General features: G+C 65.9%; 11 protein-coding genes, 1 tRNA gene and 3 pseudogenes. 8 read left to right on the top strand and 7 right to left on the bottom strand.

Going from position 1 to position 13,905, the window contains the following annotated elements; translation table 11 throughout:
- Window positions 1-208: 208 nt before the first annotated feature.
- Window positions 209-1,819 (bottom strand): annotated as a pseudogene (argS, locus tag G6N14_RS20680) (arginine--tRNA ligase); the annotation flags it as partial.
- 125 nt (window positions 1,820-1,944) lie between these two features.
- On the opposite strand from argS, the gene G6N14_RS20480 reads away from it, so the two are divergent.
- The 3 genes from G6N14_RS20480 (at window position 1,945) to G6N14_RS20470 (ending at window position 3,006) form a co-directional block, all read left to right on the top strand.
- Window positions 1,945-2,020, top strand: a tRNA-Arg gene (locus G6N14_RS20480).
- 17 nt (window positions 2,021-2,037) lie between these two features.
- Window positions 2,038-2,457 carry a type VII secretion target gene (locus G6N14_RS21515; RefSeq protein ID WP_407663151.1) on the top strand — a complete coding sequence of 140 codons (420 nt, stop codon included), beginning with the start codon at window positions 2,038-2,040 and terminating at the stop codon, window positions 2,455-2,457.
- Between the two features lie 6 nt (window positions 2,458-2,463).
- Window positions 2,464-3,006, top strand: coding sequence for a hypothetical protein (locus G6N14_RS20470; protein WP_163787284.1), 543 nt, complete (start codon window positions 2,464-2,466; stop codon window positions 3,004-3,006).
- 55 nt (window positions 3,007-3,061) lie between these two features.
- Here G6N14_RS20470 and G6N14_RS21325 read toward each other — a convergent pair whose 3' ends face one another.
- A complete protein-coding gene (locus tag G6N14_RS21325; RefSeq protein ID WP_268967492.1) occupies window positions 3,062-3,187 on the bottom strand; it encodes a hypothetical protein in 126 nt (41 codons plus the stop codon).
- Window positions 3,188-4,003: 816 nt separating this feature from the next.
- Here G6N14_RS21325 and G6N14_RS21320 point away from each other — a divergent pair.
- Window positions 4,004-4,918, top strand: a pseudogene (locus tag G6N14_RS21320) (acyl-CoA dehydrogenase family protein); the annotation flags it as partial.
- A gap of 6 nt (window positions 4,919-4,924) precedes the next feature.
- On the opposite strand, the gene G6N14_RS20460 reads toward G6N14_RS21320, so the two are convergent.
- A complete protein-coding gene (locus tag G6N14_RS20460) occupies window positions 4,925-5,656 on the bottom strand; it encodes a TetR/AcrR family transcriptional regulator (protein ID WP_163787282.1) in 732 nt (243 codons plus the stop codon).
- Window positions 5,657-5,876: 220 nt separating this feature from the next.
- Here G6N14_RS20460 and G6N14_RS20455 point away from each other — a divergent pair, with 220 nt between their 5' ends.
- Window positions 5,877-7,076 (top strand): amidohydrolase family protein, encoded by a 1,200-nt coding sequence (locus G6N14_RS20455; protein ID WP_234808980.1) that lies wholly within the window; start codon window positions 5,877-5,879, stop codon window positions 7,074-7,076.
- 39 nt (window positions 7,077-7,115) lie between these two features.
- Here the strand turns inward: G6N14_RS20455 and G6N14_RS20450 are convergent, their stop codons facing one another.
- The 4 genes and pseudogenes from G6N14_RS20450 to G6N14_RS20435 form a co-directional block, all read right to left on the bottom strand.
- Window positions 7,116-7,937, bottom strand: coding sequence for an enoyl-CoA hydratase/isomerase family protein (locus tag G6N14_RS20450; protein WP_085136611.1), 822 nt, complete (start codon window positions 7,935-7,937; stop codon window positions 7,116-7,118).
- A 5-nt stretch (window positions 7,938-7,942) separates the two neighbouring features.
- Window positions 7,943-9,031: pseudogene (locus G6N14_RS21400) on the bottom strand (hydroxyacid dehydrogenase).
- On the bottom strand, window positions 9,028-10,143 hold the full coding sequence (locus G6N14_RS20440; protein ID WP_085136609.1) for a TauD/TfdA family dioxygenase: 1,116 nt from the start codon (window positions 10,141-10,143) through the stop codon (window positions 9,028-9,030). Before G6N14_RS20440 ends, G6N14_RS21400 begins: the two are co-directional and overlap by 4 nt.
- A gap of 37 nt (window positions 10,144-10,180) precedes the next feature.
- Window positions 10,181-10,963 carry an HpcH/HpaI aldolase family protein gene (locus G6N14_RS20435; RefSeq protein WP_085136758.1) on the bottom strand — a complete coding sequence of 261 codons (783 nt, stop codon included), beginning with the start codon at window positions 10,961-10,963 and terminating at the stop codon, window positions 10,181-10,183.
- A gap of 78 nt (window positions 10,964-11,041) precedes the next feature.
- On the opposite strand from G6N14_RS20435, the gene G6N14_RS20430 reads away from it, so the two are divergent.
- Genes G6N14_RS20430 through G6N14_RS20420 form a run of 3 tightly spaced genes read left to right on the top strand, consistent with a single transcriptional unit; the run spans window position 11,042 to window position 13,900 of the window.
- Window positions 11,042-12,187, top strand: a complete 1,146-nt coding sequence (locus G6N14_RS20430) for an acetyl-CoA acetyltransferase (RefSeq protein ID WP_085136608.1) — start codon at window positions 11,042-11,044, stop codon at window positions 12,185-12,187.
- Complete coding sequence (locus G6N14_RS20425) at window positions 12,187-12,597, top strand: Zn-ribbon domain-containing OB-fold protein (RefSeq protein WP_085136607.1); 411 nt, start codon at window positions 12,187-12,189, stop codon at window positions 12,595-12,597. Before G6N14_RS20430 ends, G6N14_RS20425 begins: the two co-directional genes overlap by 1 nt.
- Before the next feature lies 1 nt (window position 12,598).
- Window positions 12,599-13,900 (top strand): amidohydrolase family protein, encoded by a 1,302-nt coding sequence (locus G6N14_RS20420; protein WP_085136606.1) that lies wholly within the window; start codon window positions 12,599-12,601, stop codon window positions 13,898-13,900.
- Window positions 13,901-13,905 lie beyond the last annotated feature (5 nt).

Below are 13,905 nucleotides of genomic sequence, written 5' to 3'. Positions count from 1 at the left end.
ACGAACAGCGGGTGCCGTACTCGGCGGCCAGGTCGGTCAGTTTCACACCGGCGATCCGCGTCACGCCGTCGTCGTCGCGAACGGTGCGGGGCCAGACGTTCGGCGCCAGCTCCAGCAGTTGCTGCGGGCTCTGCGGCCGCGGCGGCAGGCCGTCGGGCTGGATCGCTTCGGCGTGGCGGGGGCCGGCGGGTGGACGTTCACATCCGCCCGGTGCGCTCACGCCCAGGATGCCCAGCCCGTTGGCGATCACCTGGCGGGTGGCCTGACACAGCGCCAGGCGCGCGACGTGCAGATCCGTGGGTTCTTCGTCGCCCTGCGGCAGCACCCGGCAGCTGTCGTAGAAACGGTGGTAGTCGCCGGCGAGGTCTTCGAGGTACCGGCACACCCGGTGCGGCTCACGCAGCGCGGCAGCGGTTTCCAACACCCGGGGGAACTCGCCCAGGTTGCGGATCAGCGCGCCTTCCTTGTCGTGGTTCAGCAGTCCGAGGTTGGCGGTGCTCGGGACCAGGCCCAGTTCGGCGGCGTTGCGGGCCAGCGCGCAGAGCCGGGCGTGCGCGTATTGCACGTAGTAGACCGGGTTTTCGTTGCTCGCCGAGGACCACAGCTGAAGGTCGATGTCGATGGGCGTGTCCACCGAGGAGCGGGTCAGGCTGTAGCGCGCGGCGTCCACGCCGATGGCCTCGACCAGGTCGTCCAGGGTGATCACCGTGCCGGCGCGCTTGCTCATCTTGACCGGCTGGCCGTCGCGCACCAGGTTGACCATCTGTCCGATGAGCACCTCGACCGTTGCCGGGTCGTCGCCGAAGGCCGCCGCAGCCGCCTTGAGCCGGGCGATGTAGCCGTGGTGGTCGGCGCCGAGCATGTAGATGCACAGGTTGAAGCCGCGTTCGCGCTTGTCCAGGTAGTAGGCCAGGTCCCCGGCGATGTAGGCGGGCTTGCCGTCGCTCTTGATCACGACGCGGTCTTTGTCGTCGCCGTAGGAACTGGTGCGCAGCCAGGTGGCACCGTCCTTTCGTAGATGTTGCCTTCTGTGCGCAGCCGCGCGATGGCCTTCGACCCGCCCGGAGGTGTGCATCGAGTCTTCGTGGGTGAACACGTCGAAGTCGGTGCCGAACTCGTGCAGCGAGGCCTTGATGTGGGTGAACATCAGGTCGACGCCGATCGCGCGGAACGTCTCCTGGGCATCCGGGCTGTTCAGCGCGTCCGGGGCCTGGGCCTGGATTTGAGCCGCGATATCAGTGATGTAGGCGCCGGCGTAGCCGTCCTCGGGGCGGGCTCGCCCTGGCCGCGGCGATCAGCGAGTTGGCGAACCGGTCGATCTGGGCGCCGTGATCGTTGAAGTAGTACTCGCGGGTCACCGCGGCGCCCTGGTGCTCAGCAGCGGCCCAGCGCGTCACCGACCGCGGCCCAGCGGGTGCCGCCGATGTGGATGGGGCCGGTGGGGTTGGCCGAGACGAACTCGAGGTTGACGTTGAGGTCGGCGAACTCGCGGAATGGCCGTAGTCGGCGCCCGCGGCGACGATGTTGGCCACCACGGCGCCCTGCGCCGAGGCCTCGATGCGCAGGTTCACAAACCCCGGGCCGGCGACCTCGGCCGCGGCGATCCCGTCGGCCTGCTCCAGCGCCTGCGCCAGCCAGCCGGCCAGCTCACGCGGGTTGGCGCCCACCTTCTTGCCCAGCTGAAGGGCCAGGTTGGTGGCGTAGTCACCGTGTTCGGGGTTGCGCGGCCGCTCGACCGTCACCGTCGCGGGCAGCGCGGCGGTGTCCAGGTCGTGCTGGCCAGCACCGCGGCAGCGGTGGTTTTGAGCAATTCGGCCAGATCGGGGGGTCACGAGGCCCCATCCTATGGTCTGTCGTGGTCAGGCCCCGAATCCGTCCGGTTCTCGGCTCGGGGCATTCATGCGCTACTCTGTCAAAGCCCACATGGCGCCGCATTACGCGAGCGCCCCCGTAGCTCAGGGGATAGAGCGTCTGCCTCCGGAGCAGAAGGCCGCAGGTTCGAATCCTGCCGGGGGCACCACACAAAATGCCATCTTTTTGACTCAGCTCGTTCGGCGACTGAATTCCGCAAATTCGGATTCACTTATACGCTTGGCGGGTGACCAGCCCCGTCCTGCGGGTCGTCCCAGCCGACCTGCGCCAACTGGCGCAACGCTGCGCGATGCTGGCGGGCCAGGTCGCACCGCAGTTACCAACACTTCCAGCGTCCGCATGGCAGACCAGCAGTGCAGCATGCAACACCACCAACACTGGCGCCGCACGGCCGCAGCGGCGATGCGCGCCCGGCTGACAGCCAACGCGACAAAGCTCACCACCACCGCCGACGAATACGAGGCGACGGACAACAACGCCGCAGCCGCCCTGACCGCGGTCGCCCAGCGAGCAGGCGGCCCCCCACCCTTGGCCCCGCACTCCGGCGTCGACGCCGGCGCCGGCGCGCTCGGAACCGGCAGGTAGGCCGCGATGTCCGGGCTACCGACACTGACCGAAGTCGAAGACGCCACCTGGGATCACCTGATCGCCAACGCCACCGCCTGGACCAACCTCGCCGACTCCTGGGAAGCCGCGTTCACCGAAGTCCGCGACGCTGCGACCAGGCCCGGCGGCACGCCCTGGACGGCGCCGGCGCCGAAGGCTTTCAGCGCCGATCCGCCGCAGATCTGGTCAAAGTCCACGGTCCAGCCGACGCGCTGCGCAACGCCGCCACTACCGCCACCCGCGGCGCAGACCCAACACAACAACAAAGCCGAGGTGCTCTACGCCGTCGCCGCCGCCGAACGCGATGAATTCCGCGTCGGCGACGACTACGCCGTCACCGATACGTGGCCCTACTACAGCTCCACCGCCGAGCAGGCTCAACGCGAGCAGGCCGCGGCCGATCATGGAAGTTTCATCAAGTCCCGCGTGGCCAACCTGGTCACCAACGAAGACCAGATCGCCCGCGACCTGACCACCGCAACAACAGGTTCTGCACTACTTCGCCTTCGGCGAAGACGGCGCCCATGACTCAACCGGTGCCGGCACGAAACCGCAGACGCCGGCTCCGCTCACACCAGATCCATCAGATGCGGTGCGGCAACGCGATCAGGCGATTGCCGATGATCCCACCGCAGACCCGGCGGCGCGCCGACTGGCCCAGGAACGTCTGGATGACTTGCGGAATTCGCAGTTCATCGGCCCCTGCCAACCGATCCGGTGCTCGGCGACGCGCGTACCCGCGCCCAAGCCAGACTGCAGTTTCAGCGTTTCCTCGAATCCGGGCGGGCCTATTCAGACCGGCCACCTCGACACCCGATCAAGCAACCCAGATGCTCGATCGGTGTGAGTTGCAGGCTCGGGAATTGGTCCTGGGAGGCTTCGCCGACCAGTTGAAATCGGCGGGGGTGTCCCCGGCAGGGATCAGCCAAGCACTCGAAGAGGTGCGAAGCGGCAAGTCGCCCCGACAGCTGATCCACGAAGCGGGGTCTGAAATCTCCACCGGAGTAGGTGGTTTGGGCAGCGGACTCAGTTCGCAGGCGAATGCCCTGCCCCAGGGTAGGCATTGGGGCAACGCTCCGACGTGGTCTGCGGCAGACGTCGATGCCCTTAAGACGCTGGGCCGCAGGGCATTGCCGGTTTCGGGCTCGACCTCTTAGTAACCGCCGATGACATCTGGCAGGGAGCTCCGGCTTACGAAGAATGGGCCAAGCGGACGCAATCTCGGCGGTGCGGTTGGCGGATTCGCCGCAGGGGTAGTTTGGGGTTCGCTAATTGGGCCGGAGGGCAGCGTAATTGCGGGCCTTCTCGGCGCGGCTGGGGGCGGGTTGCTCGGGGACAAGATAGCTACGTGGGGACTGGGCGGATGATGCTGAGCGATCTGATGTTCTGGGTGTTCGCCCTGTGTTTGGCGGGCGGAGTCGTGCTGTCATTTCTCAGTATCGACTGGAAATTGGCGCGGTACAGAATCTTGCGGACTGCTGGCGTCCCGAGCGAGGTGGACTCAATGGTGGGATGTGGACAGATGATGCGCTTCGACGCACCGGTATACCTGTCCGAGAAACCCGCATGGTGGCGAAGATCATTCAAACCGCCGGCACCCCCGCGATGCGGGAGGATCGTTGCCGACGCCATGCGGCGATATCACCATCGCGCTGGGATTCACCGAACCCGAGTGCGGCTCGGACGTCGCAGCGGCGACCCGCGCTGTGCGCGAAGGCGAGACTGGATCATCAACGGATCGAAGATGTTCACCACCAACGGTCACATCGCCGACTACGTGTTCCTGCTCGCCAGGACCAGTCCGGACAAGCCGAAGCACAAGGGACTAACCATGTTCCTGGTACCGCGAGACAGCCCCGGGTTCGAGGCGCAGGCGGTCTGGACGCTGTCGGGGAGCGCACCAACGTCACCTTCTACAGCGACGTGCGTATCGGCGACCAGTGGCGTATCGGCGAGATCGACGGCGGCTGGCAGGTGCTGCGGCTCTCGCTGGAGTACGAGCACGCCTCGGGCTGGGGGCCGCACATCGCCCGTCTTCTGCACCACGCCGAGCAGTGGGCGCAGGCGACCCCACCCGACGGTGGCGCGGTACCGATGAGCCGGCCCGATGTGCGACGCCGAATCGCCAGAGTCGCAATGGAGACCGAAGTCGCCACGTTGCTGCAGCGACGCTGTGTATGGCTCAGCGAGCAGGGCAGACAACCGGTCGCCGAAGGCCCGATGTCAAGGTCTTCAGCACCGAAGCCCTGGAGCGTGCGAGTCAGGACATCGTCGAACTGGTGGCCCTGACGGGGCCCGGGCCTATCTGGACCCGACCTCCCCCGAGCGGGGCAGGTTCGAACAGCTACTCCGGTTCGCCCTCGGTACCACGATCTACGCCGGCACCAGCGAAGTTCAACGATCGATCATTGCGCAACACGGCCTGGGTCTACCCCGTTAGCCTGCGCTACTTACGGGCCGTGCGCGCGCGCGACGGGCGCGAAGCCCGCACTGGCGCCGGCTTCTCGTCCGCCGGCGGCGAGATCGCCTGCTTACACCAGGCCCACAACTGATCTTCGGTGAGCTCGGCACCCTTGGTGCCGAGCTGGAACACGCCGATCTGCGCGAGTGCGGTCAGAGTCGAGTTCAACAGTGTGGTCAGCTGCGCGGGCGTCAGATCCCTGCGAACCAGACCGGCACGCGAACAGGCCGTCACGATCTTGGTGAGAAGCTTCTGATGCGGCTCCCAGATCTTCGCAAAGTCGGTGGGACGTTCGATCTCCAGGCTGAGGTTGTAGATGGTCATGACCCGACCGCCGGACTTCTCCGAGGATTCAGCACGGGAGAGGAATCCGCGGCAGAACGCTTCGAGTTGCTCCATCGGCCCGTCCGCGGCCGCGACCTCCTGGCGGATACTTTCGGTGAACTGACTGGTGACGTCTTCGTAGAGCGCGAGCAGCAGCTCTTCCTTGCCCGCAAAGTGCTGGTAGAAAGCCCGCAGACTCAGGCTGGAGCGATCGATCAGCGTCTGGATGGTGAAGTCGGCTCGCCCGGACTCTTCGATGAGCTCGAGAGCCGTGGCCAGGAATCGCGAACTCCGCGCAAGGGCGCGTGCCCGCGCAGCACTGAGTCGCCGGTCGATGGTTCGCTGTTGCCAGGTCGTGCCGGGGCTGTCCAGTTCGGCTTCGACAATCTCCAACTCGGCGGCGCGCCGCCGAGTGCTTTCTTCGCGTTCATGATGCCTCGAAGGATACGGGATCGCCGGCGAAATTGTCCGTCTACCTACACGAGCATGTTGATTTTCGCCGGCCGCGCCCCGCCATCCCAGCACCGGGCGCGGTACCGATACGCTATCGTGGAAACGCGCATTCTCGTTTTTAACAAATACTTGCTGTCGGGCGTGGCGAAGGAGTACGGCGTTGAGTTCAATCAGCTCTGCAGATATTCCGATCGTCTCGCCGGACGACCACCTCGTCGAGCCGGCCGACCTGTGGACCAGCAGGCTGCCCGCGCGCTACCGGGACGTCGGGCCGCGAATCGTCAGGCACCGCGGACGTATGGACCCCAGTGTCACCTCCGACGTCGCGTTCATTGACGACGCGGGCGGCCGCGAAGCCGACATCTGGCATTACGAAGACGCCCTCATCCCGATCCCGCTCATCAGCGCGGCGGCCGGCTACGAGATCGACGAACTCACCACCGACCCGATCACCTACGACGAGATGCGCCCCGGCTGCTACCGCGTCGCGGACCGTCTCGCCGACATGGATATCGCTGGGATCGAGGCCTCGGCGTGCTTCCCCAACACGCTCGTCCGGTTCTGCGGGCAACGATTCCTCTACGGCAAGGACAAAGACCTGTCCCTGCTCTGCGTCCAGGCCTACAACGACTTCCAGATCGACGAGTGGGGCGCGGGGTCGAACGGTCGGCTGATTCCACTCGGAATCATCCCGCTGTGGGACGCAGAGCTGGCCGCCAAAGAAGTGGAGCGGGTTGCGGCCAAAGGCATGCCCGCCGTCTGCTTCTCCGAGCTCCCCGCACGCCTCGATCTGCCGTCGATCCACAGCGGCTACTGGGACCCGTTCTTCGCCGCCTGCGAACGCAACAACGTCGGCATCATGATGCACATCGGGTCGAGCTCATCACTGACCAAGTCGTCGCCCGACGCCCCGCACGTGGTCACCAGTGCGCTCATGGCGGTCAACTGCACGATCGCACTGGTGGACTGGCTGTTCTCGGCCAAGCTGATGCAGTTTCCCCAGCTCAAGCTGGCGTTCGCCGAGGCACAGGCCGGTTGGATCCCCTATTACCTACAACGCGTCGACGAGGTGTGGGAAGACCGTCGGGGATGGGGCGGTATCCACCCGTTGCTCACCGCGCCGCCGAGCAGCCAGATACCCGGCCGGGTGTGGTTCTCGACCTTCGGCGATCCGGTGGCGTTTCGCATCCTCGACCTCATCGGGCCCGATCAGCTGATGTTCGAGACCGACTACCCGCACAACGACACCAACTGGCCACACAGCACCGAGGTCGCCAACAAGGCGACCGAAGGTCTCGATGAGGAAACCAAGCGAAAGGTATTGTCCACCAACGCGAAGAATTTCTTCGGCTTGGCGTAGGAGAACGGGCGAGGCTTCAAGCGCGAAAAGCGCGACGATCTAGCGCGCCTGCCACTGCGGCGTGCGCTTCTCCAAGAACGCTCGCGGTCCCTCGATCGCATCCTTGGTCAGTGCCACCTTCATGCGGTAGTTCTCGGCCAGCAACTCCGCCTCGTGAATCGGCAGCGTCAGGCCGTTGCGCACCGCCATCCGTGATCCGCGCACGGCCAGCGGCGCATTCGCGTTGACGATCTCGGCGATCTCCCAGGACCGGTCCAACAACGCGGCGTCTGGCACCACCTCGGTGAAGATGCCCAGATCGTAGGCCCGCTGGGCACTGAGCCGCTCATGACGCCCCATGAGCACCAGCCGCATCGCCACCGGAAGCGGCAGGATCCGGGCCAGTCGTACGGCTTCCCGCCCCGACGCCACGCCGATACTCACATGCGGGTCCATCAAGGATGCGCTCTCCGCGGCGATGGTGATGTCCGCCGTGGTGACCAGATCCATACCTGCACCGCACGCGATTCCGTTGACCGCACAGATAATCGGTTTGGTCATCTGCAGCCAGGGCGGTGTCGCCTCCTGCGGGGCATCCCACTGCCGCAGCGAGCTCAGGATGGGTTCGCCTTGGTTGTCGATTCCCGCGGCGTTTTCCATGTCGTGGTCGGCGGCCTTGTTGACATCGGCGCCCACACACAGCGCCCGGCCCGCGCCGGTGATGATCAGGGTCCAGATGTCCGATGACGTCTCGACCTCGGCGTACACCTCGGCCAGCTCGGCGATCATCTCGTCGTTGATGGCGTTGAGCACCTCGGGTCGATTGAGGGTCACACATGCCGTGTGCCCGCGCACCTCGAACTCGATCGTCTGGTATCCCACAGTCCTCACCTTCGCGTTGAGTCGAAATCCGCCGGGTCAGATTCGGCGTGTGGACGGAAACCGAACACGTCGTTGAACCGCTCGCAGTAGCGCGGCCACACATCGGGATTGAGCAGCCGGGGCGGCAGCTGGCCGGCAAAGATCGCCTTCCACTGGGTCGCGGTGGCGACCGCGATATCGCGTGCCGCCTCGACGGTGATTCCGGCGGTGTGGGGGGTCGCCACGACATTGTCCATCTGCAGCAGCGGATCATCAGGCCGGGGCGGTTCGGTATGGAACACATCGAGGCCGGCCCCTGCTATCGCGCCGCTGCGCAAGGCGTCCAGCAGCGCGTGCTCGTCGTGGACCGGCCCGCGCGCGGTGGTGATGAAGTACGCCGTCGATTTCATCGCGGCAAACCGCGCGCCCGAGAAGTCCCTCGGTCTCGGCCGTCAGCGGACAGGTGACCTGGACGAAGTCCGAGCATCGCATCAGCTCGGCAAGCGCGACCCCGACCACCCCGAGTTCTGCTGCTCTGGCCTCGTCCAGATACGGATCGTAGGCGAGCACGTTCATCCCGAACGGAGCGCAGAGTTCCACGAGTCGAGAGCCGATCGCCCCGAGGCCGATGACCCCGAGAGTCTTGCCGAGCAGCTGAGTTCCGCGCAGGGTCAGCCGGTTCTCCACCGGTCCCGCGCGCAGGGCGCGGTCTGAGACGGTGATCTTCTTCGCCAGATCGAGCATGAACCCGAGCGCGTGTTCGGCCACCGCCTCCGCGCCGGGCCCCGAGTTGTTGCACACCGCCACACCGGCACGCGTGCAGGCCTGCACATCGATCACGTCGTAACCGGCCCCGGCAGAACAGACCGCCAACAGGTTCTCGCACCGTGCGATCAGCTCGGCCCCGGCCAGATACTGCGAGGCGCCGGGTAGTGACGCGGTGTCGGTACGGGTGGCCACCTGGTAGCCGTGCGCCGACTCCAGTACCGACCAGTTGCGTTCGGCCGGCGCCGACAGATCCAGCCTGACGACATCGATGTCGGCGGTCTCCAGCACGTCGCCGGCGACGGGTCGGTCCACCGCTCGTATGCCAGCCGCGGGTACGTCCTGCTCACCGGCTTGGCTTGGGCTTCACCTGGGCGGCCTTGAACATGTCGGCCAGCTCGGCGTCAACATTCTTGTAGTCGTTGCGCGCTATGGAGCCGTCCCGGCCCGGCACTACGTCGTACCCGAGCCGCATGTCCTTGTTCTCCATGTGGAAGTACTCGCGGCCGAGCGGCAGTCGGCGGTCCTCGCGCGGCACCTCCATCCAGGCTCGCAGGAAGCAGCGCGCCTTCTTCGGGTCCGTGCTGCTGACGAAATCGGAGCGTGAGTGGCACATCGCAAAGTTATTGGCCACCGCGGCCTCCCCCGATTCGAGCCGGAACTCGACCTGTTGCTCGACGAGTACCCGCCGGAGCAACTCAATGGCCTCATTCTGTTCGGGCGTGAACTCGCGGCCCAGGGTCTTCATCGCGGGCAGGATGCTGCTGTACGTGAAGTTGATGCAGACCCGGCCGTCGACCTGCGAGAACACCGGCACGTCGTACGGCGTGACATCGGGCTGGTCATCGGGCTGCTCGCTGCGACGATGGTGCGGGAACCCCTGGTAAAGAACCGGCAGCAGGTCAGGTCGCTCCGCCAGGATCCGATTGTGCGCCGCGGGGCCGCTGGCGAACTGGCTCTCACCACCGGACAGCGCCGGATACACACACAGCAGCGACAGAATGTCGGCGGCATCGTTGTGCATCGCCAGCTCCGCGCTGGACTTGGTGCCCCGGGCCGGTTGTACACCGTTGGGCAGGATCTCCTCCTGGACCCGAACCAGACGGTCACCGAAGGAGTTGTTGGACACCGGATATCCCAGATGCCAGCAGAACGCCCAGTAGATCCGCTCCAGATCCTCCACGGAGTGCTGCTCGACCGGGAATCCGCGGACGCACGCCAAGCCCTTGCCGAACATCAGGTCGCGATACAGCCTCGCGAGGTCGTCATCGAGGTCGGGATGGCGCACGTCGTCGAAGGTGATGTCGTCTCGGTCCCTTGCCGCTGTCCGCACCAGGATCGACTCCAGCGCCGCCACATTGCGGGCGGACAGGTCGAAGCAGAGTTCCTCTTTGCTGGTGAAGTCAGCGCCGGTCCACGCCATCGAGTCGCTGACCTGTGCGGTGTGTATCGCGGTGGGCATCCCGGGCTCCTGTCGTCGTGCGCGGCCTGTGCGCTTGTCAGCGACCCGTCGACAAAGCACGGAGCGCCAGCGCGCGGGAGCCGGCCGCCTCGGTCATCATCCCGACATCGGTCCCCGCCGAAATGAATCGCAGGCCCAGGCCCACAAACCGTTCCAGCAGTTCAACCGACTTGATACCGGCGATTCCCAGCGCCACGCCGTGTCTACGACAAGCCGCTGCAACAGAGCGTACCGCAGAATGGAAATCATCATTCTCGTAATCGCCGTGGATTCCCATCTCGGCGGTCAGGTCACTCGGGCCCAGCAGGATCATGTCGACACCGGGGACCGCGGCAATCAGGTCACAATCCGCTACGGCTTGCACGGTTTCGATCATGACGGCCACGACCGTCTGGCGCTCCAGCTCGGCGGTGAGTCCGGACGGTTCGAGGGGACGATATCCGCTCACCACACTGGGGCCGGAGATCGACCGCCGCCCGACCGGAGGGAACCTGGCCGCAGCCACCACCGCGGCCGCCTCGTCTGCCGAATTGACATGTGGAACAATAACTCCCACTGCGCCACCATCGAGAACTCGCGCGATCACCCCGGGGTCCTGTGAGGGCACTCGGACCAGGCCCGCGATGCCCGCACCGACGGCGCCCACACACATCAGCGCTGCCGTCTCCAACGACGTCGAGGTGTGCTCAAGGTCGACGTAGATCGCGTCGTAACCGCAGGCGGCAGCGATCGCCGGCACCTCGGGCGTCCGAGAGTTCAGCAGGGCCAGACACAGCACCAACCGGTCGCCGCGCAACTCCGCCCTGAGGTTGTTCCGCATCATGCTGACGTTAGCGGAATGAGAATCACTATTGACGGTGTTCGGTAAACGCCGTTACCGGTGTGGTTACCATGTGCTATGCCGTCCAAGCGCGTTGCCATCGTGGGAGCGGGACTCTCCGACTGCGGGCGGGTGCCCGATATGACCGCGATGGGGCTGATGGCCCAGGCCGCACGCCGTGCTATTGCCGACGCCGGCCTGTCCAAGGACGATATCGAGGGTTTCGGCGGCCACGGGACGCTGCTGCCACCGATCGAGGTCAGCGAGTACCTCGGCCTGGGGCCGCGCTGGGTCGATGCCACCAATGTGGGCGGCTCCTCGTGGGAGGTGATGGCCCGACATGCGGTCGCCGCCATCGCGGCGGGCGAGGTCGACGTCATCCTGCTCACCTACGGCTCCACCGCCCGCTCGGACGTCAAACGGCGAACCCGAGCCTCGGCTGCGGCGATGGGTGCCGGAGGTGCCATGCAGTACGAGGCTCCCTATGGCGCCACGCTGATCGCCAAGTACGCCATGGCCGCCCGCAGGCACATGATCGAGTTCGGCACCACTGCCGAGCAACTGGCCGAGGTCGCGGTCGCCGCGCACGAGTGGGCGGCCGGCAACGAGAACGCCTTCGACCGGGAACGCATCACCGTAGACGACGTGGCGGCCGCGCCCATGCTGGCCGATCCCTTCACCGCCAAACACGTCTGCCTGCGCACCGACGGTGGCGGCGCGGTGGTGCTGGCCAGTGAAGCCGTGGCCCGCAACTGCGCCAAGGAGCCGGTCTGGGTACTCGGTTCCGCCGACGCCGCCTCGCACGTCAGCATGAGCGCCTGGGATGACTTCACCACGTCGGCCGGTGCCCTGTCCGGACCGGCCGCCTTCGCCCAGGCCGGTGTGCGTCCCGCCGATATCGATGTGTGCCAGCTCTACGACTCCTTCACCGCCACTGTGCTGTTCACCGTCGAAGACCTCGGCTTCTGCGCCAAGGGCGAGGGAGGCGCATTCATCGGTTCGGGGGCATTGCGGCCCGGTGGCGCGCTGCCCACCAACACCGACGGCGGCGGGCTGGCCGCCTGCCACCCGGGAATGCGCGGCATGTTCCTCATGGTCGAAGCGGTGCGGCAGCTTCGCGGTGAGTGCGGCGAACGCCAGGTCGAGGATGCCGAGCTCGCCTGCGTACACGCTACCGGCGGCTTCTTCAGTCACAGTGCCACGATGATCCTGGGGAGGCAGTGATGACGAGCCCCGATCGACCCACCATCGACGTGGACAGCGCGGCATGGTGGTCGGCCATCCAGAACGGCAGGCTGCTGGTCAACGCGTGCCGGGATTGTGGCCGAAACTCGCTGCATCACAGGTCGTTCTGCCCACACTGCTGGAGCGAAGACGTATCGCCCAACCCGGCATGTGGCCGCGCAACGCTCTATACCTGGACCGTCGTCCACCAGAACGCCGCTCCTTTCGACGCGCGCACTCCGTATGTGGTCGCCATGGTGGACCTGGCCGAGGGGCCACGCCTGATGACCAACATCGAAAACTGCACCGTCGAGCAGCTCGATGCCGGGCTGGAGCTCATTCTCGACTTTCGCCACGGCGAAGACGGCTTCGCCATCCCGATTTTCACGCCGGCACGCGAGAGGAAATGAAGTGAACAAAGACGACATGATCCTGGTCAGCGTCGACGATCACATCGTCGAACCGCCCGACATGTTTGCCAACCACCTGCCCAAGAAGTACCAGCACGACGCTCCGCGACTGGTGCACGACGCAGACGGCAGCGACCGGTGGCAGTTCCGCGACGTCACCATCCCGAACGTGGCGCTCAACGCCGTTGCCGGCCGGCCCAAGGAGGAGTACGGACTCGAGCCGCAGGCACTCGATGAGATCCGGCCCGGCTGTTACAACGTCGACGAACGCGTCATGGACATGAACGCCGGCGGCATCCTGGGTTCGATGTGCTTTCCCTCCTTCCCGGGCTTCGCCGGGCGGCTGTTCGCCACCGAGGACCACGACTTCTCCCTGGCACTCATCCAGGCCTACAACGACTGGCACGTCGAGGAGTGGTGTGGCGCCTATCCGGCCCGGTTCATCCCGATGACGCTGCCCGTGATCTGGGATCCCGCAGCATGCGCCAAGGAGATTCGCCGCAACGCCGCCCGCGGCGTGCACTCGATGACCTTCACCGAGAACCCGGCGGCGATGGGCTACCCGAGTTTCCACGACCTGGAGCACTGGAAACCCATGTGGGATGCGCTGGTCGACACCGATACCGTGCTCAATGTGCACATCGGCTCCTCGGGTCGACTGGCCATCACCGCACCGGACGCTCCGATGGATGTGATGATCACCCTGCAGCCGATGAACATCGTGCAGGCCGCCGCGGATCTGCTGTGGTCCAAGCCGGTCAAGGCCTACCCGGACCTCAAGATCGCGCTGTCCGAGGGCGGCACCGGGTGGATCCCGTATTTCCTCGACCGTGTCGACCGCACCTACGAGATGCACTCGACGTGGACCGGTCAGGACTTCGGTCAGCAGAAACCCTCGGAGTTCTTCCGCGACCATTTTCTGACCTGCTTCATCTCCGACCCGGTCGGGGTGGAACTGCGCAACAAGATCGGCGTCGACAACATCTGCTGGGAGGCCGACTACCCGCACTCGGACTCCATGTGGCCCAGCGCCCCCGAGGAACTCGATGCGGTGCTCAAGCAGTTCGACGTACCCGACGCCGACATCAACAAGATGACCCACGAGAACGCCATGCGCTGGTATCACTGGGACCCGTTCACCCACATCACCCGCGAGCAGGCCACCGTCGGAAGTCTGCGCAAGGCCGCCGAGGGCCACGATGTCTCGATTCAGGCGCTGTCCAAACGGGACCACAGTAGCCAGTCGTCGGACTGGCAGGCCCAGATCAAAGAGGCCACCGTCAACGTCAGCGGTTCCGACTGACGTCT

This window comes from Mycolicibacter hiberniae (genome assembly GCF_010729485.1).
Lineage (GTDB): Bacteria > Actinomycetota > Actinomycetes > Mycobacteriales > Mycobacteriaceae > Mycobacterium > Mycobacterium hiberniae.
The sequence above is the reverse complement of the archived record's forward strand: the minus strand, read 5'-3'. Positions and strand labels throughout refer to the sequence as shown.

What these genes read in the sequence shown, in the direction of transcription:
- G6N14_RS20470 (WP_163787284.1), top strand. Translation starts at nt 2,464, where the DNA reads ATGTCCGGGCTACCGACACTGACCGAAGTCGAAGACGCCACCTGGGAT.
- G6N14_RS20440 (WP_085136609.1), bottom strand. Translation starts at nt 10,143, where the DNA reads ATGCCCACCGCGATACACACCGCACAGGTCAGCGACTCGATGGCGTGG.
- G6N14_RS20435 (WP_085136758.1), bottom strand. Translation starts at nt 10,963, where the DNA reads ATGCGGAACAACCTCAGGGCGGAGTTGCGCGGCGACCGGTTGGTGCTG.
- G6N14_RS20430 (WP_085136608.1), top strand. Translation starts at nt 11,042, where the DNA reads ATGCCGTCCAAGCGCGTTGCCATCGTGGGAGCGGGACTCTCCGACTGC.
- G6N14_RS20425 (WP_085136607.1), top strand. Translation starts at nt 12,187, where the DNA reads ATGACGAGCCCCGATCGACCCACCATCGACGTGGACAGCGCGGCATGG.